Source organism: Parafrankia irregularis, assembly GCF_001536285.1.
Classification (GTDB): domain Bacteria; phylum Actinomycetota; class Actinomycetes; order Frankiales; family Frankiaceae; genus Parafrankia; species Parafrankia irregularis.
In genome coordinates this window covers 1-3,324 of record NZ_FAOZ01000073.1, presented here as the reverse complement: position 1 = coordinate 3,324, position 3,324 = coordinate 1, and the positions used below count along the sequence as shown (strand labels likewise).

The 3,324-nt window shown below is 72.4% G+C and carries 3 protein-coding genes; 2 read left to right on the top strand and 1 reads right to left on the bottom strand.

The window, feature by feature from the left end; genetic code table 11:
- The coding region (locus AWX74_RS38665; protein ID WP_207550516.1) for a hypothetical protein at window positions 1-652 on the top strand (652 nt) is incomplete at its 5' end.
- A 1,625-nt stretch (window positions 653-2,277) separates the two neighbouring features.
- Here the strand turns inward: AWX74_RS38665 and AWX74_RS38660 are convergent.
- The gene (locus AWX74_RS38660) at window positions 2,278-2,565 is read right to left on the bottom strand and encodes a hypothetical protein (RefSeq protein ID WP_131799669.1); all 288 of its coding nucleotides are present in this window, start codon (window positions 2,563-2,565) and stop codon (window positions 2,278-2,280) included.
- Window positions 2,566-2,807: 242 nt separating this feature from the next.
- On the opposite strand from AWX74_RS38660, the gene AWX74_RS39375 reads away from it, so the two are divergent.
- Window positions 2,808-3,324: ParA family protein (locus AWX74_RS39375; protein ID WP_131799668.1), on the top strand; the 517-nt coding region annotated here is incomplete at its 3' end.

The window sequence follows — 3,324 nt, the reverse complement described above, 5'->3', positions numbered from 1 at the left end:
CCGGGAGCCGGACACCACGGGGGTCCGGGAGCCGGACCCCTTGAATTACCCAGGTGAACACCCCCTCCAACCGGGGCCGGAGGCGGAGGAGATCTCTCCGAGCAACGAGCACCACCACGCCGCCGCTGTGGTGGTGCTGCGTGCGTTGCCGAAACCGTGGACGCTCGGACCACAGACCATCGCCGATCTCGCCCCGAAGGTCGCAGCCGCTCTCGCGGCCGGGTGGACGCCGGACGACCTGTCGGCCTACCTGTCCGCGAACTCCGCCGGTGTGAACTCGCCGGCCGCCGTCCTGCGGAGCCGGTTGACCAAGGACCTTCCCGAGCCGCCCCGCGCTCCCCAGGCCGCGCCGTCCCGGATCGACGTGATCTGTGAGTCGATCGGTGCCGAGCTGCACGCCCGGATCGTCGAGGCCGCATGCGCACGGAAGGACCAGCAAGCCGGCCGACGCCTCGCCCGCCCCGCGTCCCGGGTGCGGAACCTGACGGAGCAGGCGTTCGCCGGGTTCGGCTACGACCTGGAGACGATCCGGGCCTACGCCGAGTCCCTGCCGGAAGCCCCAGGAGCCACCCAGACGGACGCAGCGGGCACGTCCGGTGTGACTGCCGATGGTTGGGCAACCGACGCTCTGCGTTGCCCTCAGCCCGCGTAACGGAGGCCCTGAGAGGCACGGAGACGGCCGGAACCCGGGCCCCCGGTGGGTCGGGTAGGGCGGATCGGGCTACGGCCGTCTCAGCGGCTCCCAACGGTGGGTTGGGCGTTGCCGAATTGTTCGTTTTGAGATCAAGCAGGCCCGACCGGGCCGCCGGGGGCCGTTGCCGAAAGTTCGGGCCGGTCGTCGACGGGGGCCAGGACCACGGCGACGAGCCGGGGCCGGGTGGTGCGGCAGAGCGTGACCGCCCTGCCCTGTGGATCATCTACCGGTCCGGGGGTGCCTCGTGCGCGTCCCCGCGCGTAGGCGCGCGCATTGGGCCCCGTTCGGACGGGTCCGGGAACTCTCCACCGTCCACTAGACGGTGGAGAGTGGACGATCACGGCGGGTAGCGGCAGGCCGAGAGAGGTAGCGGCGCCGCGACCCGGGCCGCTACCCGTGGCGGGCGGTCCGAGCTGGACGGACACGGCCGGGTAGCGGTAGCGGCCCGGCGGCCGCGGTTGCCGAAACCGGGCCCGGAGCGGGGGCCGGGGGTGAGTCGGGCCGCTACCCGCTACCCGGCCGGGCTCGCCGGCGAGCGGTTGCCGAAAGTTCGGTCGTCACGTGGCGACCGGCATCGAAGGGGGCCGTTAGCAGCTGCACCGGGGGAGGGGTCGAAAGCCGCCCTGGGGCCGTTTTCGCTGGTTTCGGCGGGGGGCCGCTAACGTGCTAACGCCCAGGTCGGACCCGGGTTGAGGTGCTAGCTCAGGTGCTAACAGTTAGCAGGGGAGCCGCTAACCCGGCCGGGGGTGCTAACGCCCCAGGCGCCCCCGGGTGAAGATCGTCGCCAAAGTTCTCTACGGGTTCAAGGGCCCGTTCCGGGCCGCCCGCGCCGTGCCGAGCAGGACCCCGGACGGGCCGCCCGCGCGCCGGCTGTGCGCGGCGCTGGCGCGCCGTGCTCGCCGGGCGCGTCGTCCCGTCCGCCCGCTCGGAACGTCGGAGCGTCCCGCCCCGGGCCAGTTGCCGAAAGACGAAAACGCGCGTTTTGGATCGGTGGACGGTCGGCCGGTCGGGCACGAGGGCCAGGACCACGACGACGAACCGGGCCCGGGGCACCGGCTGTCCGCTGGTCGGTCAAAGCTAGATTTCTGTTTCCGGGAATCCGGTTATTCGTCACGTGACGATCGGCTGGTGCGGTCCGAGCTGTCCGCCGGCCGGTCGTCAACGAGGGCCAGGCGCACGGCGACGAGCCGGACCGGTGCCGGTCGGGAAGCTCCCCGTGTCTCGACAGCCGCCGCGGTTCCGGTCGTCCCGGGACGGACCGCTGACCGGTCAGGGCAGCAGCACCGGGAAGACAGCGGGAAGGATCGGACCGGCTGCCCGCCGGCCGTGCCGAGACGGGCCCTGACGAGACGACCGGGAAACGGGTCGGGAAGGCGAGACGACCGCTTCCCGCGCAGGTCGACCCGGGCGAGACGACCCGACCGGGAAGGACCCCGGGAAGCGCGACGAGCCGGACCGGGAACCGTCCCGAGACGCCCCGCCGGAAGCAGGCCGGGAAGACAGCGGGGAGGACCCGACTCGTCCCCGCGCCGACCCGACTACCGAGGCTGACCGGTACGAGTCGGGTCCGCGCCGGCCGCCGGTCAGACGTCGGTCGGGTCGACCGGTCGGGTACGAGTCGGGTCGTACCGGTCGGGAGTCGGGAAGCGGTCGACCGAGACGACCGGTACGGCGAGACGGACCGCGTCCGGGAAGCGCCGGGAACGGTTCCGAGACAGGGCACGCCGGACGGTCGGACCGGTTCCGGTCGCGTACGACAGGGCTCCGTCACGGCGTTCGCCGCGACGGGACGAAGACCGGTGCTCGTCTCCCAGCACGCACCGGAACGAGACGCACCCGCACTCCGAGGCCGCCGGGAACGCGCGTCTCACCGAGCCGCTTCCGCCATCGCTGGTGAAGATCACGGAAGCGGCTCGGGAGATAGTCAACGCAGTTGACTAGAGCCCACGCGCCGGACTGTCCGGACCCCAGGGGGCAAGATCGAATGAGTAAAGAATTGTCTGTTCCGGTCGTCACGTGACGACCGTGCCGGGTGCGGCTGTCCGCCGGCCGGGGTGGTCGAGTCTGACACCCTGACGCCTGGACGTCGTGACGTCAGGACGGAGGGCCAGGGATGGCCATCGGCAGGGCCTCGCTGTGGCTGATCGCCACACTCAAGGGCGGGGTGCGCAAGAGCACGACCGCGATGCTGGCCGCGTTCGCGCTCGCCGGCCGCGGCGATGATGTTCTGGTCATCGACGCCGACGCCGGCACCCAGGGCGTGACCGACTGGGCCACCCGGGTCTACGCGACCGGCGGGGAGCTGCCGTTCCACGTCGTGCAGTGGGCACCGTCGCAAGGACTGCTGGTGCCGTTCGCGCAGAAGGCCCAGCGCGAGACCGGCGCGGCCCGGGTCCTGGTCGACATCGGCGGCGAGCACCCCGAGGTGCTCCGCCAGGCCGTCATGGTCGCCGACCTCGTGCTCTCCCCGATCGGCCCCGAGCAAGGCGAGCTGGCCCGGATCCCGGCCACCGCGTCTCTCGTGACACCGGCCGGCGTGCCGATGCTCGTTCTGCTCACCCGCGTGCCCGCCGCCGGGGTCGGGATCTCCCGCGCGGCCCGGGAGTACCTCACCGCCGAGGGTCACCAGG